Source organism: Kitasatospora sp. NPDC001660 (assembly GCF_053596725.1).
This window is the reverse complement of sequence record NZ_JBSFGU010000030.1, coordinates 48966-74688: the sequence shown is the minus strand read 5'-3', so window position 1 is coordinate 74688 and position 25723 is coordinate 48966. Positions and strand designations below refer to the sequence as shown.

Here is a 25723-nt window from a genome sequence, read left to right as displayed (position 1 = left end):
GGGATGACCAGCGTGATCCGAGTCCTCGTCGCCGACGACGAGCCGCTCATCCGGGCCGGGATAAGGATGATCCTCGCCTCCGCCGACGACATCGAGGTGGTTGCGGAGGCCGCCGACGGGCGGCGCGCGCTGGAGCTCGCGCGGGCGCACCGGGTGGACGTCGTGCTGCTGGACATCCAGATGCCGGTCATGGACGGACTGACAGCACTCGGGGAGCTCTCGAAGGCCGCCCCCGGCGCGCGGGCGCTGATCCTCACCACCTTCGGCGAGCGCGAGAACGTCCTGCGCGCCGTGACCGAGGGCGGTGCGGGCTTCCTGCTCAAGGACACCGCGCCGACGGAGCTCATCCAGGCCGTGCGCGCCGCCGCGAGCGGCAACGCCTTCCTGTCGCCGGCCGCGACCAGGCACATCGTCGACTCGCTCGCGTCCGGGCGCAGCGGCTCGGCCGCCGCCCGCAGCGCCGAGGCGCGGCGCCGGCTGGAGGTGCTCACCGAGCGCGAGCTGGAGGTGCTGGCGCTGCTCGGCGAGGGGCTGTCGAACGCCGACGCCGGGGCGCGGATCCACATGAGCGAGGCGACGGTGAAGACGTACGTGAGCCGGATCCTGGCCAAGTTGGGCTGTGAGAACCGGGTTCAGGCGGCGCTGTTGGCGCGGGACGCGGAGCTGGACGGGCGCGACTGAGCGTGTTCCCGTGACAGCGGATCGTGTCGGGTGTGTCGGACGTCACTCAATGGCTGCGCGGAGCCGGGAACTTCGGTTCTGATGGTGACGGTCCGTCATTGATCGTGGCGCTCTGTGGATGAGTGTGCTCGATCTGACGAATGGGCAGGTGTGAGCGAGGGCACGGGAATTGAACATCCGATCTTGAAAATCCGATCGAATGCGGTCGAAATGGACGCCGCTTCTTGATCGATACCGCCGGTAACAGTCAACTGACCTGCGTACCCGAAGAATTGCTTGCTGAGCGGACCGGACCGCCCTTAGCTTCGTTGGCGGCGCAACGAGCGCCACCCGGGTTCACCCCGACGCATGGCCCGCCGACTGACCCGCGGCGCGAGGGCCGTGCCCGCCGACGCGACCGGCCGTACCCAGGCCGTCGGCGAGCGGAGGTGGCCGGGACGGCACGGCACGTCCGACACGTGCCCCGCCGTCCATCGAGTGAGGCGCGCGGATTCGACCGGCCCCGTCCAGGGCCTGGTTCCGTCTGCCTGCCCGGGGCTTGTCGAGAGGATCTACATGAATCCCCGTCACGAGACCGCCGCTTCCACCGACTCCACGACCTCCACCCCCGCCGCCGCCAAGCGCAACCGCGCGCGGATCGGGCTCGTGGCAGGTGCCGCCGTCGCGGCCCTGCCGGTTGCCGGCCTCGTCACGGCCACCTCGGCCTCCGCCGCGCCCACCACCGCCTGGGACACCGTCGCCCAGTGCGAGAGCGGCGGCAACTGGAGCATCAGCACCGGCAACGGGTTCTACGGCGGACTGCAGTTCACCTCCGGCACCTGGGCCGCGTACGGCGGGACCGCGTACGCCTCCCAGGCCAACCAGGCGACCAGGGCGCAGCAGATAGCGGTCGCCGAGAAGGTCCTCGCTTCCCAGGGCCCGGGCGCGTGGCCCGTGTGCTCGCACAAGGCGGGCCTGAGCAAGGGCGGCGCCCCGGCGGAGGTCGCGGATTCCGCGGACGACGCCCCGGCGAAGCCCGCGGCCAAGCCGGCCGCGAAGCCGTCGAAGCCGGCGGCGAAGCAGAGCGCCAAGCAGGACACCAAGCCCGCGACCAGGTCGATGCCGCGGACGCAGCCGCAGGCCCAGCAGGCGCCCGCCCGGCCGGCGAAGCCCGCGAAGCCGGCTCCGGCCACGGAGAAGGCTCCGTCCACCGGCAGGAACGGCGCGGGCGGCAGCTACATCGTGAAGAGCGGTGACACGCTGAGCGAGATCGCGGCCAAGTTCGGCACCGACACCGACACGCTGTACGGCAAGAACGTCCGCATCATCGGCGACGACCCGGACCTGATCTTCCCGGGTCAGGACCTCACCGTCTGACCCATCGTCCGACGCCTCGTCGCACGCAGGCCGAGCGGCCATCCCGAGTCTGGGATGGCCGCTCGGGCGTTGTGGGGGGTGGGGGTTGGGCCCCGGGCCGTCGCCCGACCGCCCGGGGCGCTGTGGGGGCCCTCGGGGCCGCGGGCGGCCCTTCGGCGTGTCGGGCCTGTGCGAACGGTCTGAGGCCGGAGGCATCGTGCCTGGTCGGGTCGCGTGTCGAGAGGGTCGGCCGATGGTGCGGCTGATATCCGACGCCGAGCTCCTGGGATCGTCCGTGGTGGCCAACGACACGATGAACCGCGAGCGCGGGCTCGGCGGGGTGGACAGCTATGCGCGGGAGCTGGGGTTCGACCCGGCACAGTGGCTGCTCGGGAGCGGTGGGGCCGCGCCGGCGTGGCTGGATCTGTGCAGCGGGGAGGGGCGCGCTGGCCGAGGCGGCGCGGCGGTTGCCGGAGGGCGCGGTGCTGACCGGGGTGGACCTCGTCGGGCCGCTCGCGCCGCCGCCCGATGCCGATGCACTGCCGGGGTTGCGGTTGGTCACGGCGGCGCTCGCGGACTGGTCTCCGCGCCGGTCGTACGACCTGATCACCTGTGTGCACGGCCTGCACTACCTCGGCGACCAGCTGGGTGCGATCGCCCGTGCCGCCTCCCTGGCTCGCGCCGGACGGGCGGTTCGCCGCGCACTTCGATCCGGAGTCGGTGCGGTGGGCGGACGGGTCGAGCGCGGCCCGGGCGGTGGTCGCGGGGCTGCGGGCGGCCGGGTTCGAGTACCGGGCGCGGCGGCACCTGCTGGTGCTGGAGGGCGGTCGGAGCGTTCGCCTGCCGTTCACGCACGCCGGGGCGGACGCGGGCGCGGGGCCGAACTGCGCGGGGCAGCCGGCGGTGGCGTCGCACTACCGCGCGCCGGAGCACTGTTGAAGCTTCAACGCGACGTCCGAATACCGCCGGAGGTTCAGGACGCCGCCGCCGAGGATCGAGTCATGCCCGACAGCGGGCCTTCGACGGACATGACGTGTGGAGGGACGGCAATGAACGGTGTGGCGGGGCTCGACGGCAAGGTGGCCCTCGTGACCGGCGGGAGCCGGGGGATCGGGGCGGCGATCGCGCTGCGGCTGGCCGAGGACGGCGCGGACGTCGTCCTCACCTACCAGGGCGGTGCCGAGCGGGCCGGAGCCGTCGCGGCGAAGATCACCGCGATGGGGCGGCGCGGCTGGGCGGTCCGGGCGGACTGCGCGGATCCGGAGGAGGTGCGGGCGGTGGTGGCGGCCGCCGCCGAGCGGTCCGGGCGGCTCGACATCCTGGTGAACAACGCCGGGGTCGGGGCCGTGGGGCCGATCGGCGACATGACGGCGGCGGACGTCGACCGGGTACTGGAGGTGAACGTCCGGGCGCCGTACCTGTTCGTCCAGGCGGCCGCGCCGCTGCTGGCCGAGGGCGGGCGGATCGTCACGATCGGCAGCTGTATCGCCAAGCGGGTCGCCTTCGGGGGAGCGGTGCTCTACGCGACCAGCAAGGCCGCGGTGATCGGGCTGACCAGGGCGCTGGCCCGGGAGCTGGGCCCGCGCGGGATCACGGCGAACGTGGTCCACCCGGGGCCGATCGACACCGACATGAACCCGGCCGACGGCGAGTCGGCCGCGTTCCAGGCCGGTCTGACCGCGCTCGGGCGGTACGGCACCGGAGCGGAGGTGGCCGCGGCGGTCGCGTACCTGGTGAGCGAGGACGCCCGGTACGTCACGGGCGCCGAGCTGGCGGTGGACGGCGGCTTCGCGGCCTGACGATCGCCGATGGTCCGGCCCTGGTTCCCGGCGCCACGCCGGGGCAGGGGCCGGGCCGTTGTCGGTGGTCACGATTAGCATCGCGTCGACCGATCACCTGCCCGCCCAGGAGGGGTGCGCCATGACCGCGACCGACGACCCGATCGACCTGCTCGCCCGGGCGCTCGCCCAGACCGCCGGGCTGATCGACGGCACGGGCGTCGAGCTGGCCGGCCATCCGACGCCGTGCCGCTCGTGGGACGTCGGCATGCTGGTCAGCCATCTCCTGTTCGACCTGCGGCAGTTCACCGTCCAGGCGCGGGGCGGCCGGCCGGACTGGTCGCAGACCTTCGAGCCGGTGGAGACGGACTGGCTGCACGCCTTCGAGGCGGGCGCCGAGGAGCTGGTCGACGCGTGGCGGGCCGCCGGGGACCTCACCGGCACGGTGGAGGTGCCCGGAGTGGGCTCGTTGCCGGCCCGCTTCCCGCTGGACCAGGAGGTCACCGAACTCGCCGTCCACGCCTGGGACTTGGCGCGCTCGACCGGGCAGTCCACGGACGGGCTGGACCACGAGGTGGCGCTCGCCTCGCTCGCGTGGGCGCGCGGGGCGCTCAAGCCGGAGTACCGGGGGACGGACGAGGGCGCGTTCGGCTTCGGCCCCGAGGTCGCCGTGTCGGCGGACGCGCCGCCGTACGACCGGCTCGCGGGGTTCTTCGGCCGTGACCCGAGGGCGGTGGTTCCGGGGGCGTGAGCCAGGTGAGGTAGGGCGCGCGGGGCGTATGCGCGGGAGCGGGTGCGCCGCGCGCGGCAACGTCATCATCGGGCCGCCCCGCTGAACCGTCACCCTCGTCGCCCCGGCCAGGACGCCGGGCGGGTGGCGGCGGCCGCCTGCTTGATGGCCTCGCGGATGCGCGGGTAGGTGCCGCAGCGGCAGATGTTCTGGATCTGGTCGATGTCGGCGTCCGTCGGGTTCGGCGTGCGGCACAGCAGTGCGGCGGCGGTCATGATCTGGCCGGGCTGGCAGAAGCCGCACTGGGCGACGTCGCAGGCGAGCCAGGCCTCCTGGACGGGGTGCAGGGTGTCGCCGTCGGCGAGACCTTCGATCGTGGTGACGGCGCGGTCCGCGCAGTCCTTGACCGCCATCGTGCAGGGCTGGAACTCCTGGCCGTCGAGGTGGCTGGTGCAGGCGCGGCAGACGCCCACGCCGCAGCCGTACTTGGGGCCGGTGACGCCGAGCTTGTCGCGCAGAACCCAGAGCAGCGGCATGTCGTCCGGTGCGTCGACGGTGACCGGCTGCCCGTTGAGGACGAACGTGTGGCTGGGCAAGGTGGAGTCCTTCGGCGGGCTGGGGTGTCGGAAGATGACCGGAGGTCAGAAATTGACGGGGAACGAGCGCGGGCTGGTGCCGGTCGCGCGGGCGTAGGCGTTGGCCACCGCGGCGCAGGCGGCCGGGACGCCCAACTCGCCCGCGCCGCCGGGCGGTCCGCTCGGCGGCATGAGGTGGATCTCGACGACGGGCGGGGAGTGCCGCTGCCGAGCGTAGTGGAAGTCGGCGTAACTGCCTTCGCGGAAGGCGCCGTTGTCGAGGTGGTTGCCGGCCTGCAGGATCACCGAGATGCCGTCCATCAGCGCGCCGGTCAACTGGGCTTCCAGACCCCGGGGGTTGACCACCTGGCCGACGTCGGCGGCGATCACCGCCTTGGTGACGCGCGGGTTCTTCGGGTCGGTGGCGTCGATCTCCACCAGGCAGGCGGCGCGGCCGCCGTTCTCGTCGTGGTAGCCGACGCCCTGGGCCTGCCCGGGCGGCATCGGCCGGCCCCAGTCGCCGGCCTTGGCCGCGGCGTCCAGGACGGCCCGGCCGGCGCCGTCGCGCAGCCGGGCGCGGCGGAAGGCGACCTCGTCCTGCCCCATCCGGCGGGCCAGTTCGTCCATCATGATCTCGTCGGCGACCCGGACGGTGCCGGAGTGGACCGAGCGCCAGCTGCCCGTGTGCACGTCCAGGGGCACTTCGGTGAGGAACTGGGCCGGGAGTCCGACGTCGTAGGGGTTCTTCTCGGCGAGCAGGAAGTACGCCTGGCTGAGGCTGATCCCGGCGAGCGAGAGGTCGAAGCCCGCGGCGGACAGGGCCTCGCCGAGGCCGTGGCGCAGGTCTGTCTTGATGGCGGCGGCGCGGTGCTCGTAGGTGAGCACCTGGCCGAGGCCGTAGGTGGCCCGGACGCGGTGGTGGCTGGCGGGGCGCATCCGGCCGTGGCGCATGTCGTCGTTGCGCGTCCACATGAGCTTGACCGGGCGGCCGGCCGCCCTGGAGACCTGCGCGGCCTCCAGCGCGGCGTCGAAGAACAGCCGCCGCCCGAACGAGCCGCCGCCGCGCACGACGTGGACCGTCACGGCGCTTTGCGGGAGGCCGAGTTCGGCGGCGATGGCCTGCTGGGCGATGATCGGCGTCTGGGCGGCGAACCAGACCTCGGCCCGGTTCGGCCGCACGTCGGCGACGGCCGTCAGGACCTCCATCGGGGCGTGGTTGACGAACGCGAAGTCGAACTCGCCGTCCACGTACCGGGTCAGCAGCGGCGGGACGGGGAACGGCGCGTGGGCGGCGCGGAGCCGGGCGCGGATGTCGGCGTCGGACAGGCCGGCGGCCGGGCCCGGGTTCCAGGTGGTGACGAGTGCGCTGCGGGCCTTGAGCGCCTGGTCGAAGGTTTCCGCGAGGACGGCGACGCCGCTGGGGATCCGCACGACGCCGAGCACGCCGGGCATGGCGCGCGCGGCGGTGGCGTCCAGGGACTTGAGCGTGCCGTTGACCGTGGTCGGGCGGGCGACGACGGTCGGCACGGCGCCCGGGACGGCCAGGTCCCCGGCGTACTTTGCGCGGCCGGTGACGAGGTCGCGGGCGTCGATGCGGCCGGTCGGCCTTCCGACGAGGCGCAGTCGGTCGGCCGTCTTGGGGGCCGAGGAGACGGCCGGGGCGGCGATCGCCGCGGCGTCGGCGGCGAGTTCGCCGTAGCCGGCGCGGCGGCCGTCCGGGGCGAGGACGGCGGAGTCGGCGGTGCGCAGGGTGTCGGCGGGGAGGTTCCAGCGGCGCGCGGCGGCGGTCACGAGCCGGGCGCGGGCGGCGGCAGCGGCGGCCCGCACCGGGTCGTACAGCGAGCGCACCGAGTTGGAGGCGCCGGTGAGCTGGTTGAACAGCAGCTCGGGGCGGCCGTCGGAGAGCGGCACGTCGACGTCGGCGAGCCGGGCGTCGAGTTCGTCGGCGACGAGCAGCGCGACGGCGGTGGTGATGCCCTGGCCGACCTCCAGGCGGGGCAGGTGCAGGACGGCGCGCCCGGCGGTGGTGAGCTCCAGGACGAGCAGGTGCGAGGTCGGCAGGCCGGCCACGATGAGGGCGTCGCCGGGGCCCAGGATGTCCGGGATGCCGGGCAGGCCGGTCAACTGCGGCGGTGCGGAGGACTTCTGGGCCTCGGGCGCGGTACGGACGGCGGCGTGCGCGGTGGCGGGTGCGGCGGCGTCGAGGCCGAGCCGGGCGGCGACGGTGAGGGTCGGCGCGGCGAGGAGGTAGGTGAGGAAGCGGCGGCGACCGGTGGCGGTGTCGGGTGTTCCGGCCGCGTCGGGTGCGCCGGGGGCGCCGTCCGAGGAAGCGGTGGAGGTGCTGATGGGAGGAGCCCTTCGAGCCGGTGGCGGAGTCGAACGGTCGGTGCCGGGTCGCGAATGCCGTTGAGCATAGGAGGGCCTTACTGACGGGTCAACACGACCAATTTTGGTCCGGAGACGGGCGGGTGGGCGGTGGGCGGCCCGGTTCGTTCGTACGGCAGTCCAGTGGTCGCGAGCAGGTGCGGGGGTGTCGGGGGGCGCATTCAAGTGGACCAGGGAAAGGCTTGATCATTGGATCTGTCGCATGGGCCACTGGTTCCCTAGGCTGACGTGCGAGCCGTTGCGAACGGCCGCGGCGCGCGCCGTCCCCCACCGTCCGACCGTCAGGAGCGAAGTGCCGACTCGTCTTGTCCCGCCCGCCGGGCCCCAGCGGACGCTCGCCGCAGCCCAGTTGGCGAGCGCCGTCGGCGACGGCGCCTACTACACCTGCTCCGCGCTCTACTTCACGCACGTCGTCGGGATGTCGGCGGCCCGCCTCGGCGTCGGCCTCGCCGTCGCGTGGGCCCTCGGCTCGCTCGCCGGCGTGCCGCTCGGCCACCTCGCCGACCGGCGCGGGCCGCGGCGCACGGCGGTGGGGCTCGCCCTCGCGACGGCGGCGATCGTCGCCCTGTTCCTGGTGATCCGCTCCTACCCGCTGTTCCTGCTCGCCATCTGCCTCTACGCGACCACCCAGTCCGGGCTCACGGCCGCGCGTCAGGCGCTGGTCGGCGGGCTGGTGTCGCCGGCGGAGCGGACCGGGCTGCTCGCCCACCTGCAGTCGACCCTCAACGGGGGACTGGCGGTCGGCGCCGCGATCGGCGGGATCGCGCTCACCGCCGGTACCCGGGAGGCGTACCTCGGGGCGTTCGTCGTCACCGCGCTCGGGTTCGTGGCGGGCGGGCTGACCTTGCTCCGGCTGCCCGAAGTCCCTTCCAGGGCGGGCGAGTCGAGGCCGGGGGCGAGGTTCGAGGTGCTGACCGACCGGCGCTATGCGGTCGTCGCACTCGTCAACACCGTCCTGCTGCTGCGGATGCCGCTGCTGAGCCTGGTGATCCCGCTCTGGATCGCCGGGCGGGCGCCGGGGCTGGGCTGGCTCGGGTCGGCGCTGTTCGTCCTCAACACCCTTGGGGTGATGGCCTTCCAGGTGCGGGTGGCCCGCGGTGTCACCGGTCCGGCGTCCGGTTCGCGCGCGGTGCGCTCGGCGGGGGCGCTGCTGCTCGCCTCGTGCGCGGTGTTCGGCCTTTCGGCGCTGGACGTGCCGGTGTGGGCGGTCGGGGCGCTGCTCGTGGCGGCATCGGTCCTCCTGGTGATGGGGGAGATGCGGCAGTCGGCCGGTTCGTGGCAGATCAGCTTCGACCTCGCGCCGGCCGACCGGCTCGGGCAGTACCAGGGCTTCTTCGGGACGGGCGTCGCCGTCGCACGGACGCTCGGGCCGCTCGTGCTCACCTCGCTGCTGCTCGACGGCGGGTTGGCGGGCTGGCTGGTGCTGGGCGCGGCGTTCCTCGTGGCGGGCCACGCGATGGGCCCGGCCGTCCGGTGGGCCGAGCGCGACCGTCACTACCGGTCGTCGGCCTCCTCGATGTCGCTCACCGCGGCCGAGGCGCCGTAGAGATCGTCGTCGCCGCCGTAAGGAGGCTCCTGGGTCTTCCGTCCGGGCCCGGGCGTCTCGTCGCGCGCGTCGAAGAGATCGTCCGGCTCCCCGGAACCCAGCCGCGTCAAGGGGTTCGCCGCATCGTCCCGCTTGCTCTGCCCGGCCATCGCGTGCTCCCTGGGCCAGTGCTGCTCCGGATACGTCCGATCGTACTCCCGGACCGCGGCGGAAAACGGTGGCCCCGGCTCGCCGTGCGCTGGCATGCTGGCCGCGTGGACAGACCGCAGATCTCCGTCGACTTCGCCCCCGAGCTGCACCTCTTCGTCGCCGGCCGCCGGCGCGAGGGCCGGTCCGAGCTGCGCACCGACGGCACCTCGACCCTCGGCCACGTCGTCGAGTCCCTCGGCGTGCCGCTCACCGAGGTCGGCACCCTGCTCGTCGACGGCCGCCCGGTGCCCGACTCGCACGTGCCGGCCGACGCCGAGCACGTCTCGGTGCGGGGCGTCGCCCGCCCGCAGCCCGCCCCGGGCCCGCTGCGCTTCCTGCTCGACGTCCACCTCGGCACCCTCGCCCGCCGCCTGCGCCTGCTCGGCATCGACGCCGCCTACGAGAACCCGGACATCGGCGACGCCGCCCTCGCCGCCCGCTCCGCCGCCGAACAGCGCGTCATGCTCTCGCGCGACCGAGGACTGCTGCGCCGCCGTGAACTCTGGGTCGGCGCCTACGTCTACAGTCACCGCCCCGCCGAGCAGCTGCGCGACGTCCTCTCCCGCTTCGCCCCGCCGCTGGCCCCCTGGAGCCGCTGCACGACGTGCAACGGAGAGCTGCGCACCGTGGCGAAGACGACGGTGCGCGAGCAGCTGCACGACGGCACCGAGCGGTCGTACGACGCGTTCGCGCAGTGCGCGGACTGCGGCCAGGCGTACTGGCGCGGCGCGCACCACGCGCGGCTGGACGCGATCGTGGCGGACGCGGTGCGCGAGTTCGGTGGGACGGCGGTCGCGGCGGGTGACTGCGCGGCGGGTGACTGAGCGAGGCCCGGGCGTGGCGCGTGACCTGGGCGCCGCGCCCGGGGTAGAGCCAGGACCGGTGCTCTGGCGGGTGGTCCGCGGCGCGTGGTCTCATCGGCGGTGGGGGGCGAGCCCGAGGTGCTCCGTCGTGCAAGACGTGTCAGAGAGGCCGGGTCGGATGAATTTCCGGATGAACACGCAGCCGTTCGGGACGGCAGAGGTCGGTGGGGCGCCCGTCGTGGTGGCGCCGGACGGGGCGGCGGTGCTCCCGCTGCTGGAGATGGACGGACAGGGCAGCCTCGCCGTGTTCGAGCTCGCACCGGGGGCGGTGACGCGCGCGGTGTCGCACGCCACCGTGCAGGAGCTGTGGTTCGTCACCGAGGGCCGCGGCGAGCTGTGGCGCCGGCAGGGGGACCGGGAGGAGACGGTGGCCCTGACCCCAGGGCCGTCCGCGTCGATACCGCTCGGCACCGCGTTCCAGTTCCGGGCGGACGAGGACGCCGACGGGCCGCTGCGCATCGTGGCCGTCACGATGCCGCCGTGGCCGGGGACGGACTCCGAGGCCCGCCCGGAGAAGGGCGAGTGGGAGGCGACGGTCCGATGAGCCGGGCAGGGGGAGATTGCGCCGCGTCTCGGCGGCGGCGCTCACGGTGCTGACCGTGCTCGGGTTGTCGACGGTCCCGGCGGCCGTCGCGCCGCCGGTCGAACCGCACCTGCGGCCGTGGGACGCCTGACGGACCGCCGGCCGTCCTCCGCCCGTCACTGCGGCAGGTGGAGGGCGAGGGTCCAGGTGTGACTGATGTACTTGTTCGCCCGCTCGGGGTTCTGCTCGCGGATGACGGCGGTGAGGCGGTCGGCGGCGGTGTGCTCCAGCGTGGAGGTGAACCGGTGGCCCTCGCCGCCTGGCACGGTGATGAGTTCGGCGAGCACGGCGTCCGTCAGGTCGCGGCCGACGGCGCGCAGCACGCCCGCGTCGAGGAGCAGGACGGTGCCGTCGGGCAGGACGACCGGGCGCCCCACCTGGGGCGCGGTGAGCAGCAGCGGACTGCGCTCGATCACTCCGCCGGGGCGCAGCCGCACGACGCGGCTCCCGGTGGGGTTCCGGCGGTCGGTCTCGACGACGCGCACGCCGGTGCCGACGACGTAGTGGCCGTAGGTGTGCCAGGTGTCGGTGAGCTCGCCGTCGCGGTCGTACTGCCAGGTGTGGAAGAGGTCGTAGCCCTCCAGCCCGAGCACGAACCGGCCCCCGCCGAGCGCCGCGCCGCGCTCGCCGCGGAGTTCGGCGATCAGGGTGCCGTCGGCGAGGTCGAGGAGGTACGCGGGGCCGAGGGGTCCCCACGCGCAGTAGTCCACCGAGCCGGTGGTGACGAGGACGCGCCCGGAGGAGATGTGCGCCGCGTTGGGCACTCCCGGGACGGGGTGGGTCCACCGGACGTGCCCGGCGGTGTCGGTACAGGTGATCTCGAAGGCGCGGCCGCCGATGACCAGGTCGTCGCGCCGGGCGAACGGCTCCTCCGGGACACGGTGCGTAGGCTCCAGGCCGCGCTTGCTCTGCTGGTCGAGTACGGTGACGCGCCAGTTGCCCGGGCCGGTCGTGTTCCCCATGCCGGCGATCCTAGGGCCTTTCTTCAAGCCCCCGCCTGCCGGGCGCACCCGGCGTGAGCGGTCGGGGGACGGGCGGAGGGGACGCGGGCAGGGCGGCCCGCCGCTGCCCGTAGGGTGATCATGTGACGTCATCCGACCTGACCGTGAAGGCCCTGATCGCCGACCCCTACGCGGGCTACGCCGCCCTGCGCGCATCCGCTCCCGTCCACCGGATCGTCGGACCGGACGGACTGCCCGTCTGGCTGGTGACCCGCTACGCGGACGTCCGCCAGGCCCTCGCCGACCCGCGCCTGTCCCTCGACAAGGCCCATGCGGCGCCCGGCAATTACCACGGCTTCAAGCTGCCGCCCGCCCTCGACGCCAACCTGCTCAACATGGACCCGCCCGACCATACCCGCATCCGCCGGCTGGTCACCAAGGCGTTCACCCCGGGCCGGATCGCCGCCCTGCGCGGCCCGATCGAGCAGGTCGCCGAGAAGCTGCTCGACGCGATGGCCCCGCTCGGCCGCACCGACCTGCTCGCCGCCTACGCCGCGCCGCTGCCCATCACGGTCATCTGCGACCTGCTCGGCGTCCCCGAGGACGACCGGCACGACTTCCGCGCCTGGACCGACACCCTCATCACCCCCGACCCGAACCGCCCTCAGGACGCCAAGGCCGCCGTCGGCGCGATGCTCGGCTTCTTCACCGGCCTCATCGAGCGCAAGCGCACCGAACCCGGCGACGACCTCCTCTCCGACCTGATCGCCGTCCGCGACGCCGAGGACCGCCTGACCGAGGACGAACTCACCTCGCTCGCCTTCCTGATCCTCTTCGCCGGCTACGAGAACACCGTCCACCTCATCGCCAACGCCGTCCTCGCCCTGCTCACCCACCCCGAGCAACTCGCGGCCCTGCGCGCCGAACCGGCGCTGATCGACGGCACGTTCGAGGAGTTCGCCCGCTTCGACGGCCCGGCACCGCTGTCCATCCGCCGCTTCCCGCGCGAGGACGTCACCATCGGCGACGTCACCGTCCCGGCCGGCGAGACCGTCCTGCTCGTCATCGCCTCCGCCAACCGCGACCCCGACCGGTTCGCCGACCCGGACCGGCTCGACCTGCGCCGCCGCGACAACGGCCACCTCTCCCTCGGCCACGGCATCCACTACTGCCTCGGCGCGCCGCTCGCCCGGCTGGAGACCGAACTCGCCCTCGGCGCCCTGCTGCGCCGCTTCCCGGACCTGGCCCTCGACGTGCCCGTCGAGCAGCTCCGCCACCGGCCCGCGCTGCGGGCCCGCGGCCTGCTGGAACTGCCCGTCCGGTACTGAGCCGGCAGCGGGAACCGGGACGACTTCGACAGCGTTGTCGAGGTCGGACAGCGGAAAAGCGCAAGGGTGTGGAGGAGAGGAAGCGCCATGGGTGTGGCCCTGACGAAGGGCGGCAACGTCTCGCTGGGCAGGCAGGCCCCCGGGCTGGGGGCCGTGCGGGTGGGCCTCGGCTGGACGGCGGGTCCCGGATACGACCTGGACGCCAGCGCGCTGCTGTGCGGGCGCTCCGGGAAGGTCGTCTCGGACGGGCACTTCGTCTTCTTCAACAACCTGCGCAGCCCGGACGGTTCGGTCCGCCACCACGGCAGCGACGCCGGCGGGGCGGGCGGTCCGGCCGGGCCGGGCGGCACCGGCGGCGACCGCGAGTGGATCGACGTCAAGCTCACCGACGTGCCCGTCGAGGTCGAGCGGATCGTCTTCGCGGTCGCCATCTACGACGCCGCGCAGCGCTCCCAGGCCTTCGGCCAGGTCCGCGGCGCGTACATCCGCCTCACCGACCCGGACGGCGCCACCGAGGTGGTGCGCTACGATGTCGCGCCCGAGGCGGGCAGCGAGACGGCGATGGTGTTCGGCGAGCTCTACCGGCACGGCGCGGACTGGAAGTTCCGCGCCGTCGGGCAGGGTTACGCGACCGGGCTGGCGGGCATCGCGACCGACTTCGGCGTCGCGCTCCTCCAGCCGGCGCCGGCTGCTCCCGCCGTCCGACCGGCCGCCGCCCCGGCGGTCGTTCCGCAGCCGGTAACGTCCCACCAGGCATCAACGGCTCAGCAAGCAACAGGGAGTTCCCCAGTGACGTGCTTCTTCGACCCCTCGCACGGCGTCGGCTCGACCGCGGTGCTGTGGTCGCCGCAGTGGGGCGTGCCGCGCCAGATCCAGGCGTGTGCGGCCTGCGCCCAGCGCGTGCAGACCACCCCGCCGCCGTTCTACACCCCGCAGCAGGGGTACCCGCAGCCGGTCCAGCAGGGGTACCCCCAGGGCTACCAGCAGGGGTACCCGCAGGTCCCGGGGCAGGGCCAGCAGGGCGGCCACCGCTACGGCACCGGCGCCCTGGTGGGCGCGGGCGTCGCCGGCCTGGTCGGCGGCGCGCTGCTCAACGAGGCGCTGAGCGACGACGAGCCCGAGGTCGTCGTCAACAACTACTACGAGGGCGACGACGACAGCTTCTTCTAAGCCGTTTCCCTGGGCCGTGCGCGCCTCGATGGCGGTCGTCAGCTGATGACGACCGCCATCCGGCCGTACGTCGCACAGCCGTTCTCGAAGTCCTCCTCACGAGACCGTCGTCCGGCCACGCGCAGGATCACCGTGGCCATGACGCCACGAAGGACGGCCCCGGAGCGCAGCCGGTACGCCTCGAACGGGTGGCGGAGCGTTCGTCCCGCCCTGTTCCCTCCTCCGCGGTGGCTGCCGTAGCGTTGCGGGATGACCACGAACGCGTCCTCGCGGTACGACGCCGTGATCGTCGGCGGCGGGCACAACGGACTGGTGGCGGCGGCGTACCTCGCGCGGGCCGGGCAGCGGGTGCTGGTGCTCGAACGTCTGCCGAGGGTGGGCGGGGCGGCGGTGTCGGCCGAGGTGTTCCCGGGGGTCGACGCGCGCCTGTCGCGGTACTCCTACCTGGTGAGCCTGCTCCCTCACACGATCGTGCGCGAGCTCGGCCTGCGGCTGGAGCTGCGGCGGCGCCGGATCGCCTCCTACACGCCCGCCGTGCGGGACGGGAAGCCGACCGGGCTGCTCGTGGACGCGGCCGACCCCGACCGGACGCGGGAGTCGTTCCGGGCGCTCACCGGCGGGGACCGCGAGTGGGAGGCCTGGCACCGCTTCTACGGCACGACCGGGCGGGTGGCCGAGCGCGTCTTCCCGACGCTCACCGAGCCGCTGCCCCCGCGCGCCGAGCTGCGCCGCCGGATCGGGGACGACGCCGCCTGGGAGGCACTGTTCGAGCGGCCGCTGGGCGAGACGATCGAGCGGACCTTCGCCGACGACCTCGTGCGCGGCGTGGTGCTGACGGACGCGCTGATCGGCACGTTCACCCACGCCCACGACCCCTCCCTGCGGCAGAACCGCTGCTTCCTCTACCACGTCATCGGCAACGGAACGGGCGACTGGGACGTCCCGGTCGGCGGGATGGGCGCGGTGACCGGCGCGCTCGCCGAGGCGGCGCTGGCGGCCGGCGCCGAGCTGCGCACCGGCTGCGAGGTCACCGCGATCGCCACCGACGGGCACGGCGACGCGGAGGTGGCGTACCGTCACGAGGGCGGCGAGTCCGTGGTGGCGGGCCGAAAGGTCCTGGTGAATGCCGCCCCGGCCACTCTGGCCCGGCTGCTCGGCGACGAGCCGTCGCATGAAGTGGCGCCGGAAGGTGCGCAGTTGAAGGTCAACATGGTGCTGCGCCGACTGCCCGCCCTCCGGGACTCCGCCGTGGACCCGCGCGACGCCTTCGCCGGGACCTTCCACATCGCCGAGAGCTACCGGCAGTTGGAGACGGCCTACCGTGAGGCGGCGGCCGGTCGGCTGCCCTCGGCGCCGCCGTCGGAGATCTACTGCCACACGCTCACCGACACCTCGATCCTCGGCCCGGACGCGCTCCGCCAGGGCCTCCACACGCTGACCCTGTTCGGACTGCACACGCCCGCGCGGCTGTTCACCGACCCCGAGGCCAAGGAGCGCGCGCTGGCGGCGAGTCTGGCGCAGCTGGACGAGGTGCTCGCCGAGCCGATCGCCGACTGCCTGGCGACGGACGCGGACGGGCGGCCGTGCGTGGAGGCCAGGACGCCGCTGGACCTGGAGCGCGAGATCGGCCTGCCGGGCGGCCACATCTTTCACCGCGACCTCTCCTTCCCGTACGCGGAAGGGGATCCGACCGCTGCCGCCGCCCGCTGGGGCGTGGCGACGGCGTACTCGAACGTGCTGCTGTGCGGCGCGGGCGCGGTCCGCGGCGGGGGAGTGAGCGGCATTCCCGGGCACAACGCGGCGATGGCCGTCCTGGAGGAGCCGATCCGGTAGCGCCTGCTGTCGGTGCGATGCGCTTGGATGGGTCCGTTGCACCGCTCAGACCGGGGGAGATCCACCCATGACCACCGCTTTTGACGCCGAGTTGCCCGCCGCAGCCAAGAACCCCACCGCCGAGTGGCTGGAGTCCTGCTACGGCCCGGGCACCCTGTGGCGCCCGAGCCCGGAGTCGCTGCCCGAGGGGCTGGAGCACGCCGGGACCCGTGCGTTCCTGACGGAGATCGGCATCCCGGCCGCCCGGAACGGCTTCACCGGGTTCGACGGCGAGGACCTCCCCGAGCGCGGCCTGTGGGAGGCGGACCCGGACGAGATATTCGGCCGCCGCTACCCCGACGACGACACCCCGCCGGACGGCTACGCCTACTGCGTCGGGCTCGTCAACGAGGTGCACCTGATGGCGGACGGCGTCAGCGGCACGGTCGAGGCGTACGACCCGAACGGCTGGGACCACGCCGCCGGCCACGTGGGGTGCGTGGCCGAGTCGGTGCCGCAGGCGCTGGCCGCGTTCGTCCTGCTGGCCGGGCTGGAGGAGCGCTTCGACGACGGCGACGCGACGGCACTGGACGAATTCACCGCGCTGCTGGAGAAGTTGGGCCTCGACCTGGAGCAGCACGACTTCTGGCAGAGCGTGGTGGACGAGCTGCGGGACGGCTACCTGGACCTCGACTGACGCCCTCTCCCACGTCTCCCTGTCGGCATCGGTTCAGCCGGTTCCGCGGTCGGCGGCGATGGCCAGACAGATCCGGTCGCGCGCCAACGGCAGGGTGTCGAACCGGATCCCGGTGGCATCGCGCACCGCGTTGGCCAGGGCGGGAGCGATCGGGGTGAAGGGGCTCTCGCTCATCGGCTTGGCACCCAGCGGTCCGAGGACGTCGGCGGTGTCCGCGAAGTACACCTCCGGCAGCGGCACGTCGCCGAACGCCGGGATGTGGTAGTTGCGGAAGGTCGCGGTGGTGACGTGTCCGTCCTCGTCCAGCACCAGCGATTCGTACATGGCCGCCCCGACGGCCTGCACGATGCCGCCCTCGATCTGCCCGCGGCACTGCATGGGATTGATGACCCGGCCGGCGTCGGCCGCGTGGACGCTCTGCAGGATCCTGATCTCGCCGGTCCCGGCATGCACCGCGACCCGGAAACCCTGGACGTTGAACGCAACCGAACGCGGGGAGCCCGCGCTCGTCCCGGTCGCGGACAGCTCCTGCCCGGCGGCCCGGGACGCCGTCGCGATCTCGGCGAGCGGGACCCGCGCGTCGCCGCACCGCGCCTGGTCGCCGTCGAGCTCACAGTCCGACGGATCGACACCGGCGTACTCGGCGCCGGCGGCGACGATGCGATCGCGCAGCGCTTCCGCGGCACGGGTGGCCGCCAACCCTGCGACCACGGTGCCGGTCGAGCCGAACGCCCCGGTGTCGTGGTCGACCTGGTCCGTGTCGGCGTGGACGATCCGGATGCTCTCGGGATCCGCACCGAGCACGCTCGCAGCGAGCTGCCGGTGCACGGTCGTCGTGCCCTGGCCGAATTCGGCGGTGCCGACGGCCAGTTCGTAGCGACCGTCGGCCAGCAGCGAGATCCGTGCATCGGCCCGGTGCCCTCGGGGCGGGATCGTGTCGATCATCCCCAGCGCCATGCCCTGTCCGACGAGCCAGTCCTCTCCCGGCGGCAGCGGCACGCCGTCGCCGCGACGCAGGGCCTCGCCGACCACGGCCAGGCACTGGTCCAGGCCGTAGCTGCCGATTTCGACGTCGTCCGGCTCCGTACTGAAGCTCACCATGGGATCGCCCGGCCGGATCACGTTGCGTTCCCGGAAGGCGACCGGGTCCATGTCGAGCGCGCGGGCGAGTTCGTCCATCGCCGACTCGACGGCGAAGATCGTCTGGCTGAGCCCGTATCCACGGAAGGCCCCGGAAGGCACGGTGTTGGTGTACACGGTGTAGCCGTCGACCCTCTTGTTCGCGCAACGGTAGACGGCGATCGACTCGTTGCAGCCGTGGACCACCGTGGTGGCGTGGTTGCCGTACGCGCCGGTGTTGGACACCACCCGCAGCTGCAACGCCGTGAGCGTTCCGTCGCGCTGAGCGGCGGCCTTGACGTGCACGCTGACCGGGTGGCGGGTGACGGTGGCGGTGAACTGCTCCTCACGCGTGAACTCCACCTGCACGGGCCGCCGGGTGCGCAGGGCCGCGAGCGCGACGAGGTCCTCGGTGAGCATCTCCTGTTTGGCCCCGAAGCCGCCGCCGACACGGCCGCACAGGACCCGTACCTGCTCCGTCGGCAGGTCGAAGAGGGTGCACAGCGCGTTCCTGGTGAGGAACGGCACCTGGCTGCTGGTCCGCACGGTGAGGCGGCCGGACTCGTCCAGCCAGGCGATCGAGGCGTGCGTCTCCAGGTGCGCGTGCTGGACGCGCTGGCTGACGTAGGTGCGCTCATGGATGACGTCGGCCGCCGCGAAGGCCGCCTCGACGTCGCCGATGTCCCCGTGCACCTCGGCGGCGATGTTGCGTCCGGCGTCCGCGATGTACTGCGCGGTCCCCTTGTTCGGGTGCAGCACCGGAGAGCCGGGCGTCATCGCCTCCTCAGGGTCGAACACGGCCGGCAGCACGTCGTAGCTGACGACCAGCCGGCGGCAGCCCTCCTCCGCGGCGGCCACGGTGTCGGCCACCACGGCCGCGACCCGCTGCCCGGGGAAGCGGACGACGTCGTCGAGGAGCAGCGTGTCAGCGGGGTCGAACGTGGGGTCCTCGTGCCGTCCCGTCGAGTACAGCCGTGGCGGTGAGTCCTCGTGGGTGAACACGGCCCGCACGCCGGGAACGGCACGTGCGGCGCTGGTGTCGATCGCCGTGATCCGGGCGTGGGCATGCGGCGAGCGCAGCACCTTCATGTGCAGCAGGCCGTCGACGTGGACGTCCAGGGTGTAGCGGGCCGTGCCGGTCACCACCTGCGGGCCGGCGGGCGCCGGCAGATTCCGCCCGCACGGCTGCCCTTCCGGGTCCTCCTCGATGCGCTCGACGCCATGGATGGCTTCCTCGATCGAGCGGTATCCGGTGCACCGGCACAGGTTTCCCTTCAGCGCCCTGGGGAGGTCCTCCTGTTGACCGGGGTCCAGAGCGGCCACCGTCATGATCATTCCTGCGGTGCAGAAGCCGCACTGGAAGCCCTGCGCGGCCAGGAAGTTCCGCTGCACCGGATGCAACTCGCCCTCGCGGGCCAGCCCTTCGACCGTGGTCACCCGGCGGCCGGCCGCGCGGAGCGCGGGAAAGAGACAACTGTGCACGGGCCGCCCGTCGACGTGCACGGTGCACGCACCGCAGTCGCCCGCATCGCAGCCCTTCTTCACACCGAACCAGCCGAGGTCCCGCAGACACGTGCGCAGGCACTGCCCGGGGCGCGGCTGGGTGCTGAAGAGCTGGCCGTTCACCTCGATCCTCATGACCGTCACCTCTCCTGCCTGCCGGACAGCTCGGTCCGGATCTCCTCGGCGAACCGAACGGTCATGAGCCGCCGCCACGCCGGCGCTCCGTGCACGTCGCGGTGGTAGAGCTCCGGCGGTACGGCCCGTTCCAGAGCGGCGAAGAGCTCGGCCCGCCCGGGCAGCCCGTGGAACGCCAACCGGACCGGGCGGACGGTGGAGGCCGTCACGGTCAGCACGAACGAACCGTCGTCGGGTGACCGCCTGCCGATCACCAGTGCCGCGGAACGGCCGTGCGGGGTCAGCGAGATCCAGCGGAAAGCCGTACGGCAGCGCAGCGCGGAAGCCGGCAGCGTGACCGAGCGCAGTAGCTCGCCGGGGCCCAGCACGTTGCGCTGCGGACCGGTGACGAAGTCGGCTGCCCCGACCTGCCGTTCCGCACCGTCGGTCGTCCAGATCGTGCAGGTGCCGTCGAGTGCAGCGGCGAGCGAGATCATCGGGCCCGCGGGCAGCGACAGGCAGAGGTTGCCGCCCACGGTCGCCTCGTTCCAGACCTTGAACGAGCCCAGCAGTGCCTGACGGCACTGGCCGATCAGCGGGGCCGCGATCCACTCCGCCGGCGCCTTGATCTCGAAGAGCCGCGCCAGTGTGCACGTCGCGCCGATCTCCAGCCCGTGTGCGTCGATCCGAAACGGCTGCCAGCCGAACCCTCTCAGATCGATCAGCCGGCGAAGCTGTGGCTGCGGTTCGGAGAACAGCCACGTACCGCCGGCAAGCCACGCGTCGCCCGGCTGCCACGTCGCCTGCTCCGCACGGGTGGGTGCCTCGACGACCGAGGTGATGGTGTTCAGATCCACCGGGGCCCCCAAACCGTCTTCCGGATGGTCCCCACTGTGCCGTGCGCCGCCGGGTCCACCTGGAGGACGCCGTTCTGTCCACGAATGATGATCTCGCCGTCACGGGTGATCGCGGCGCCGCACGGGCCGCCCCAGTCCTGCTCGACGGAATCGGCGGCCAACGCGACCGCCTCGGTCATGAATTCCCGGTGTTCCATGGCCGGCGCCTCCGATGAGAGTGCCGCACTCGATCCATCACGTGGAGTGACCAATGTGAAATCAAGAGGAAATCTCAACCTTCAAAGGCGTCAACTTGCGCCGTATTTTTCCTCCTCGTTAGTCTAGTGAGGGTGAGTTCCCCTGCAAGCCGCGGCTCCCGCAGCGACGTCGCCACCGTCGTGACCTCGCAGAAGGTCCGTGCGGGCTGCGAAGCCGACTACCGGCGCTGGCAGGATCGGACCAGCGAGACCGTGCGGGGCTTCGAGGGATTCGAGGGCACCGAGCAGTACCCGTCGAGTTCCGCCGGCGAAAACGAGTGGGTCGTGGTATTCCGCTTCTCACGCCTGGACCAGTTGACAGCGTGGCTGGATTCCGATGCGCGCCGTGAGCTCCTCGAACAGGGACGTACCCTGTTCGAGGAGCCCCCCACCCAGGAAGTTCTCGTTGGCGGCACTCCGGTCCGCGATTCCGTGACAGCGGTGATCTCCCATGAAGTGCGGCCCGAGCGGGAGCAGGATTTCGTGCGCTGGCAGGAAAAGGCCGTGGCGGCGCAGCGGAAGTTTCCCGGCTTCACGGGTTCGGAGTTGTTCCGGCCGGTGGAGGGCGTCCAGGACAGGTGGGTCGTCGTGTTCCGCTTCGATACCCGTCAACACCTCGACGACTGGCTCGGATCCGCCGTGCGTGAGCGGCTCCTGGACGAGGGCCGGGACTTCTTCGTCTCCTATGACGTCCGCAAAATCGGATCCGCTTTCGGCAGCTGGTTCGGGTTTGACGCAGACGCAGAGCGCGGAGTTCCGCCCGACTGGAAGCAAGCCATGGTCGTGCTCCTGGCCCTCTATCCCACCGTCACGGTCCTGAACCTCACGGTGGCTCCCTGGCTCAAGGCTCTGGGGGCGCCCGGATATCTCGGCCTGTTCATCTCGAACGTGTTGAGCGTCTGCATCCTGACGTGGCTGCTGATGCCCCTGTTGACCAGGTCCCTCGCGTTCTGGCTGATGCCCAGCCGGGCGCAGTCGCTGCGCACCCATGTGGCAGGCGCCGTACTGGTGGCGCTGTGCTGGGCGGTGTTCATCGCGATCTTCGGCTTCACCACCGGATGAGTCGGCGCCGGCGAACGGCCGCCGACTCACCGGCCCGGTACGACACGGCCGTTCAGTCCCGAGTACATGCTGCGGGCGGGCGGGCTCTCGCGGGAAAACGGGCTTGCCGTTCCGGCGTCCGGTACGGCAGGGTCCGCAGCATGCTTGAACTGCGAATCCTTTCTTCGGATGACTGGCCCGTCTTCCGCGAGCTGCGCCTCGCCGCGCTCGCCGAGGCGCCGTACGCCTTCGGGTCCACGCTGGCCGACTGGCAGGGCGCGGGCGACCACGAGGCGCGCTGGCGCTCCCGGCTGGAGATCCCCGGTGCGCTCGACCTGGTCGCCGTGCTGGACGGCCGGCCCGTCGCCATGGCCACCGGCGTCCCCTCCGACGAGGACCCGACCGTCGCCGAACTGATCTCCATGTGGGTCGGCCCGGAGGCCCGCGGCCAGGGCGTCGGGGACCGCCTCATCGCCGAGATCGCCGGATGGGCCACCACCCAGGGCCATCGGACCCTCAAGCTCAGCGTGATGCCCGGCAACGACGCCGCGATGGCCCTCTACCGCCGCAACGCGTTCGCCGACACCGACGAACTCGGCGACCTCCTCGACGACGGCGTCAGCCGCGAACTCGTCCTCGCGAAGGCTCTGTAGGCGTAGCCTCCCGGCGCCGTCTTAAGGACCCAGCGTCGCCTCATGGGTGACGCGGTCTGGAACGGCATGCTGGAGGACGCGGCCGGGGACGACGGCGCCGGACCTGCGCCGCACGCCTGGAGGCCGCTGTGACGCCGAGGCCCCGGGCGGATAGGGGTCCTGGACCCGCCGCGCGGCGGTTCGGCCGTCCGGGTGAGCCGGGTGGACCCCGCGGTCGGGCGGGGCGAGGATGAGTGCCGAGGACGGGCTCCGGACGTCCGGAAGAGGCTGCCCATGAACCCCGATCCCACCAACAACGCCGCGCCCCTGCCGTCCCCGTCCGGCGCCTCCGCCGTCGGAGGGCGGGCCGAGGCACGGCGTTGGCAGGCGCTCGCGGTGTGCCTGGTGGCCGGGTTCATGACGCTGCTGGACGTCAGCATCGTGAACGTCGCCCTGCCGACGGTCCGCACCGGGCTCCACATGTCGGAGAGCGGGCTGCAGTGGGTGGTGAGCGGCTACTCGCTCGCCTTCGGCCTGGTGCTCGTCCCGGCCGGGCGGCTCGGCGACGCGCACAGCCGGCGGGCCGTGTTCCTGACCGGGCTCGCGCTGTTCACCCTGGCCAGCGCGCTCGCGGGGGCGGCGCAGGACCAGGACTGGCTGGTGCTGGCCCGGCTGTTCCAGGGTGCGGCGGGCGGGGTGCTGGTGCCGCAGGTGTCCGGGTTCATCCAGACGCTGTTCCAGGGGCCCGAGCGGGGGAGGGCGTTCGGCGCGCTCGGGGCGACGATCGGGGTGTCGACGGCCGTCGGCCCGCTGCTGGGCGGGCTGCTGATCCACCTGTTCGGGCCGCAGGACGGCTGGCGGTGGGTGTTCCTGGTCAACCTGCCGATCGGGGCCGTGGCCCTGCCGATCGCCCACCACCTGCTGCCGGCGCCCGCGCCGACGGGCGAGCGGGCGGGGCGCCGGGACTTCGACCCGGCCGGGGTGCTGCTGCTCGGCGCCGGGACGGTGGCGCTGCTGCTGCCGTTCGTCCAGGTGCAGCAGTGGCACAGCGCCGCGCGGTGGCTGCTGCTGCCGGTGGCGGCCCTGCTGCTGGGGGCGTTCGTCGCGTGGGAGCGGTACTACGCGCGGCGCCGGGAGCCGCTCGTGAACATGGAGCTGTTCGCGGTGCGCCCGTACGCGGCGGGGGTGTCGCTGTCGCTGGTGTACTTCGCCGGGTTCACCGCGATCTTCTTCATCTTCACGCTGTACGTCCAGACGGGCCTGCACTACTCGGCGCTCGCGGCGGGCCTGTCGGTCACGCCGTTCGCGGTCGGCTCGGCCTTCGCGGCGGCGTTCGGCGGGCGGGTGGTCACCCGGCTGGGGCGGCGGCTGGTGGTGGCCGGGCTGGTGCTGGTGCTGGTCGGTCTGGCGGCGTCGATCCTGGCGGTGTGGCTGGGCCCGGGGACGTGGACGGGCTGGGCGACGGCGCTGCCGCTGCTGGTGGCGGGGGTGGGCAGCGGGCTGGTGATCTCGCCGAACCAGACGCTGACCCTCCAGCAGGTGCCGCTGGCCCGGGCCGGCAGCGCGGGCGGGGTGCTGCAGACCGCGCAGCGCGTCGGCTCGGCGGCGGGCATCGCGATCGTCGGCTCGGTCTTCTTCGCGTCCGTGCAGGGCCGGAACCCGGACTGGTCGCTGGCCTTCCGGCTGGGGGCGACGGTCGCGGCGGGGTTGATCCTGGCGGCTCTGGTGATCGCGCTGGCGGACCTGGCGGCGGGGCGACGGAAGTGAGGCGCGGGGCCCGCCGCCCCACGTGGCGGGCCCCGCGAGGGCCGGCCGTTCCGGAGGCCGTCAGTGGTCGCGGCGGCGGATCGTGAGCGCGGCGATCACGACCGAGGCGAGCGACCACACCGCGAACGTGATCCAGCCGCTCGCGACCGTGGCCGGGTACGCGGACACCCGCTGGTTCGTCAGGTCGACGGCGGCCAGGGTGCGCCAGGCGGTGAACGGCAGGCCGTGCTCGATGTCGGCCGACCAGTGGTAGGTGTCGGTGAAGAAGGACGGCACGAAGAAGAGCATCAGGATCGTGCTCACGACGCTCGCCGCGGTGTGCCGGATCAGCACGCCGAGGCAGAGGCCGACCAGCGCGCAGACCGGCGCGAACAGCGCGGCCGCCGCGACGAACCGGAAGGCGCCCGGATCGGTGATCGGCAGCCCGATGCCCTGGCCGGCGAGGATCGCCTGCGCGACCCCGAAGGCGGTGCCCGCGACGGCGACGCCCCAGCCGAGCGTGACGGCCGTCAGCACGAGGGCCTTGGCGAGCAGGAACGCGCGCCGGTCGGGGACGGCCGCGAGGCTCGCCCGGATCAGGCCGCTGGCGTACTCGCCGACCACCACGAACGCGCCGAGCCCGCCCGCGACCAGCATCACCACGTCGGCACCGATGGCGCTGAACGCGGAGTCGAGGGCCGGCTGGACGTAGCTCGCCGCCGGACCTGGGGTGTAGTGGTCGTACGTGTAGGTCGCGTTCTTGACGGCGGCGATGACGGTCACGGCGGCGCCGAGGAGCAGCACCCAGGGGATCGAGCGCAGCGACCAGAACTTGATCCATTCGGCGGCGAGGAGGTCGCGGAAGCGCGGGCGCGGCTCGGTAGTGACACGGGTAGCGCTGTCGGTGTGCGTCATGGTGCTCAACGGGGCTCTCCGGCAAGGTATTCGACGCTGTCGGCGGTCAGTTCCATGAACGCCTCCTCCAGGGAGGCGCCGCGGGTGGTCAGGGTGTGCAGCAACAGGCGGTGATCCAGGGCGAGTTCGCCGATCCGGGTGGCGTCCAGGCCGGTGACGGCGAGGCTGCCGTCCGGGCCGGGGCGGACGGTGGCGCCCGCGTCCGTCAACACGCCCGTCAGCCGGCCGGGTTCGGCCGCGCCGACGGTCACGCTCGACCGGCCGGCCCGGGCGGAGAACCCCGCGAGGCTGTCGTCGGCGATCAGCCGGCCCCGGCCGATCACGACCAGGCGGTCGGCGGTGTGCTCCATCTCGCTCATCAGGTGGCTGGAGACGAAGACCGTCCGCCCCTCGGCGGCCAGACGGCGGAAGAGGCCGCGCACCCACAGGACGCCCTCCGGGTCGAGGCCGTTGAGCGGCTCGTCGAAGAGCAGCACCGGCGGGTCGCCGAGCAGGGCGCCCGCGATGCCGAGCCGCTGGCGCATGCCGAGCGAGTACCCGCCGATCCGGCGGCGCGCCGCGTCGGCCAGGCCGACCTCGCGCAGCACCTCGTCGACCCGCCCGAGCGGGATCGCGTTGCTGCGGGCCAGGGCCCGAAGGTGCGCCCGGCCGATGCGACCGCCGTGGACGTCGGCGGCGTCGAGCAGGGCGCCGACGTGCCGCAGGCCGCGTGGCAGGCTCCGGAAGGGCCGCCCGTCGACGGTCGCGGTGCCGCTCGTCGGGTCGTCGAGCCCGAGGATCATCCGCAGGGTGGTGGACTTGCCGGCGCCGTTCGGGCCGAGGAAGCCGGTGACGTGGCCGGGGCGGACGGTGAAGGTGAGGTGGTCGACGGCCGTCCGGCGGCCGTAGCGCTTGGTCAGCTCGGTGACTTCGATCATGGGCACCACAGTGCCGGGACGGGGCCCGCC

The 25723-nt window shown here is 73.2% G+C and carries 25 protein-coding genes; 15 read left to right on the top strand and 10 right to left on the bottom strand.

Annotated features, from left to right (window positions below):
* Positions 1-12 precede the first annotated feature (12 nt).
* From ACWCXH_RS27480 to ACWCXH_RS27460, 5 genes are all read left to right on the top strand, one after another.
* Positions 13-681: a response regulator transcription factor gene (locus ACWCXH_RS27480; protein WP_449804173.1), complete on the top strand. Its 669-nt coding sequence runs from the start codon at positions 13-15 to the stop codon at positions 679-681.
* 555 nt (positions 682-1236) lie between these two features.
* A complete protein-coding gene (locus ACWCXH_RS27475; RefSeq protein ID WP_449804154.1) occupies positions 1237-2037 on the top strand; it encodes a transglycosylase family protein in 801 nt (266 codons plus the stop codon).
* Between the two features lie 639 nt (positions 2038-2676).
* Entirely contained in the window at positions 2677-2955 is a 279-nt protein-coding gene (locus tag ACWCXH_RS27470; RefSeq protein ID WP_449804153.1) for a hypothetical protein, read from the top strand.
* 110 nt (positions 2956-3065) lie between these two features.
* Positions 3066-3815, top strand: coding sequence for an SDR family NAD(P)-dependent oxidoreductase (locus ACWCXH_RS27465; RefSeq protein ID WP_449804152.1), 750 nt, complete (start codon positions 3066-3068; stop codon positions 3813-3815).
* Positions 3816-3936: 121 nt separating this feature from the next.
* The gene (locus ACWCXH_RS27460; RefSeq protein ID WP_449804151.1) at positions 3937-4545 is read left to right on the top strand and encodes a TIGR03086 family metal-binding protein; all 609 of its coding nucleotides are present in this window, start codon (positions 3937-3939) and stop codon (positions 4543-4545) included.
* Between the two features lie 89 nt (positions 4546-4634).
* Here the strand turns inward: ACWCXH_RS27460 and ACWCXH_RS27455 are convergent, their stop codons facing one another.
* Positions 4635-5120, bottom strand: a complete 486-nt coding sequence (locus tag ACWCXH_RS27455; protein WP_449804150.1) for a (2Fe-2S)-binding protein — start codon at positions 5118-5120, stop codon at positions 4635-4637.
* 45 nt (positions 5121-5165) lie between these two features.
* Positions 5166-7649 carry a xanthine dehydrogenase family protein molybdopterin-binding subunit gene (locus ACWCXH_RS27450; RefSeq protein WP_449804149.1) on the bottom strand — a complete coding sequence of 828 codons (2484 nt, stop codon included), beginning with the start codon at positions 7647-7649 and terminating at the stop codon, positions 5166-5168.
* Positions 7650-7776: 127 nt separating this feature from the next.
* On the opposite strand from ACWCXH_RS27450, the gene ACWCXH_RS27445 reads away from it, so the two are divergent.
* Positions 7777-9030, top strand: a complete 1254-nt coding sequence (locus tag ACWCXH_RS27445; RefSeq protein WP_449804148.1) for an MFS transporter — start codon at positions 7777-7779, stop codon at positions 9028-9030.
* On the opposite strand, the gene ACWCXH_RS27440 is transcribed toward ACWCXH_RS27445, so the two are convergent.
* The gene (locus ACWCXH_RS27440) at positions 8979-9179 is read right to left on the bottom strand and encodes a hypothetical protein (RefSeq protein ID WP_449804147.1); all 201 of its coding nucleotides are present in this window, start codon (positions 9177-9179) and stop codon (positions 8979-8981) included. The two genes, ACWCXH_RS27445 and ACWCXH_RS27440, sit on opposite strands and share 52 nt — an antisense overlap.
* A 105-nt stretch (positions 9180-9284) precedes the next feature.
* On the opposite strand from ACWCXH_RS27440, the gene ACWCXH_RS27435 reads away from it, so the two are divergent.
* Both ACWCXH_RS27435 and ACWCXH_RS27430 read left to right on the top strand, forming a co-directional pair.
* Positions 9285-10043, top strand: a complete 759-nt coding sequence (locus ACWCXH_RS27435) for a Mut7-C RNAse domain-containing protein (RefSeq protein ID WP_449804146.1) — start codon at positions 9285-9287, stop codon at positions 10041-10043.
* 169 nt (positions 10044-10212) lie between these two features.
* The gene (locus ACWCXH_RS27430; RefSeq protein ID WP_449804145.1) at positions 10213-10626 is read left to right on the top strand and encodes a cupin domain-containing protein; all 414 of its coding nucleotides are present in this window, start codon (positions 10213-10215) and stop codon (positions 10624-10626) included.
* 155 nt (positions 10627-10781) lie between these two features.
* On the opposite strand, the gene ACWCXH_RS27425 is transcribed toward ACWCXH_RS27430, so the two are convergent.
* Positions 10782-11627, bottom strand: coding sequence for a hypothetical protein (locus tag ACWCXH_RS27425; RefSeq protein ID WP_449804144.1), 846 nt, complete (start codon positions 11625-11627; stop codon positions 10782-10784).
* 122 nt (positions 11628-11749) lie between these two features.
* On the opposite strand from ACWCXH_RS27425, the gene ACWCXH_RS27420 reads away from it, so the two are divergent.
* Positions 11750-12934 carry a cytochrome P450 family protein gene (locus tag ACWCXH_RS27420; RefSeq protein ID WP_449804143.1) on the top strand — a complete coding sequence of 395 codons (1185 nt, stop codon included), beginning with the start codon at positions 11750-11752 and terminating at the stop codon, positions 12932-12934.
* Between the two features lie 87 nt (positions 12935-13021).
* A complete protein-coding gene (locus ACWCXH_RS27415) occupies positions 13022-14104 on the top strand; it encodes a TerD family protein (protein ID WP_449804142.1) in 1083 nt (360 codons plus the stop codon).
* A 38-nt stretch (positions 14105-14142) separates the two neighbouring features.
* Here ACWCXH_RS27415 and ACWCXH_RS27410 read toward each other — a convergent pair whose 3' ends face one another.
* Positions 14143-14361: a hypothetical protein gene (locus ACWCXH_RS27410; protein ID WP_449804141.1), complete on the bottom strand. Its 219-nt coding sequence runs from the start codon at positions 14359-14361 to the stop codon at positions 14143-14145.
* Here ACWCXH_RS27410 and ACWCXH_RS27405 point away from each other — a divergent pair.
* Complete coding sequence (locus ACWCXH_RS27405) at positions 14354-15937, top strand: phytoene desaturase family protein (protein ID WP_449804140.1); 1584 nt, start codon at positions 14354-14356, stop codon at positions 15935-15937. The two genes, ACWCXH_RS27410 and ACWCXH_RS27405, sit on opposite strands and share 8 nt — an antisense overlap.
* 67 nt (positions 15938-16004) lie before the next feature.
* Entirely contained in the window at positions 16005-16613 is a 609-nt protein-coding gene (locus tag ACWCXH_RS27400) for an SUKH-4 family immunity protein (RefSeq protein WP_449804139.1), read from the top strand.
* A gap of 33 nt (positions 16614-16646) precedes the next feature.
* Here ACWCXH_RS27400 and ACWCXH_RS27395 read toward each other — a convergent pair whose 3' ends face one another.
* Genes ACWCXH_RS27395 through ACWCXH_RS27385 form a run of 3 tightly spaced genes read right to left on the bottom strand, consistent with a single transcriptional unit; the run spans position 16647 to position 20403 of the window.
* Positions 16647-19370, bottom strand: a complete 2724-nt coding sequence (locus ACWCXH_RS27395) for a molybdopterin-dependent oxidoreductase (protein ID WP_449804138.1) — start codon at positions 19368-19370, stop codon at positions 16647-16649.
* Positions 19371-19375: 5 nt separating this feature from the next.
* On the bottom strand, positions 19376-20206 hold the full coding sequence (locus ACWCXH_RS27390; RefSeq protein ID WP_449804137.1) for an FAD binding domain-containing protein: 831 nt from the start codon (positions 20204-20206) through the stop codon (positions 19376-19378).
* Entirely contained in the window at positions 20197-20403 is a 207-nt protein-coding gene (locus tag ACWCXH_RS27385; protein ID WP_449804136.1) for a hypothetical protein, read from the bottom strand. Before ACWCXH_RS27385 ends, ACWCXH_RS27390 begins: the two co-directional genes overlap by 10 nt.
* A 132-nt stretch (positions 20404-20535) precedes the next feature.
* On the opposite strand from ACWCXH_RS27385, the gene ACWCXH_RS27380 reads away from it, so the two are divergent.
* The 3 genes from ACWCXH_RS27380 to ACWCXH_RS27370 all read left to right on the top strand — a co-directional run bounded on the left by ACWCXH_RS27380 (position 20536) and on the right by ACWCXH_RS27370 (position 23882).
* Complete coding sequence (locus ACWCXH_RS27380) at positions 20536-21504, top strand: antibiotic biosynthesis monooxygenase (protein ID WP_449804135.1); 969 nt, start codon at positions 20536-20538, stop codon at positions 21502-21504.
* Positions 21505-21644: 140 nt separating this feature from the next.
* Complete coding sequence (locus tag ACWCXH_RS27375) at positions 21645-22136, top strand: N-acetyltransferase family protein (RefSeq protein ID WP_449804134.1); 492 nt, start codon at positions 21645-21647, stop codon at positions 22134-22136.
* Positions 22137-22409: 273 nt separating this feature from the next.
* The gene (locus ACWCXH_RS27370) at positions 22410-23882 is read left to right on the top strand and encodes an MFS transporter (protein ID WP_449804133.1); all 1473 of its coding nucleotides are present in this window, start codon (positions 22410-22412) and stop codon (positions 23880-23882) included.
* Between the two features lie 60 nt (positions 23883-23942).
* Here ACWCXH_RS27370 and ACWCXH_RS27365 read toward each other — a convergent pair whose 3' ends face one another.
* Both ACWCXH_RS27365 and ACWCXH_RS27360 read right to left on the bottom strand, forming a co-directional pair.
* Positions 23943-24785, bottom strand: coding sequence for an ABC transporter permease (locus tag ACWCXH_RS27365; RefSeq protein WP_449804132.1), 843 nt, complete (start codon positions 24783-24785; stop codon positions 23943-23945).
* Positions 24782-25693: an ABC transporter ATP-binding protein gene (locus ACWCXH_RS27360; RefSeq protein WP_449804131.1), complete on the bottom strand. Its 912-nt coding sequence runs from the start codon at positions 25691-25693 to the stop codon at positions 24782-24784. The genes ACWCXH_RS27365 and ACWCXH_RS27360 overlap by 4 nt, the downstream gene beginning before the upstream one ends.
* Positions 25694-25723 lie beyond the last annotated feature (30 nt).